This is a genomic window from Neisseria sp. P0013.S005 (genome assembly GCF_051958425.1).
GTDB classification, from domain to species: domain Bacteria; phylum Pseudomonadota; class Gammaproteobacteria; order Burkholderiales; family Neisseriaceae; genus Neisseria; species Neisseria subflava.
Genome location: NZ_JBQCVL010000099.1, coordinates 1 through 236, shown reverse-complemented (window position 1 = coordinate 236; position 236 = coordinate 1). Strand labels below are relative to the sequence as shown.

General features: G+C 48.7%; 1 protein-coding gene. It reads right to left on the bottom strand.

Going from position 1 to position 236, the window contains the following annotated elements; all coding sequences use genetic code 11:
* The coding region (locus ACTHTA_RS11650) for a glycosyltransferase family 9 protein (RefSeq protein WP_440379646.1) at window positions 1–236 on the bottom strand (236 nt) is incomplete at both ends.

Sequence of the window (236 nt, the reverse complement as noted above, 5' to 3'; positions counted from 1 at the left end):
CCACGTATTTCGGCTGGATAAGCGGCGCATGGATATTCAATTGATTTTCAACGATATGATGACTGGTAACAAGCTCATGGTTGATAAAATAATTACAGAAACGCCACCAGTAACCGTCGCGCTTGATGCAGTCCAAACCCACGCTACAACGGGCGCTCAGTTTGGAGATTATTGCCGCGCGCCATTGGTCGGACAGGTTGAAAGCCGAGTCATAATCGCGCACCTTCAGCTTAGAC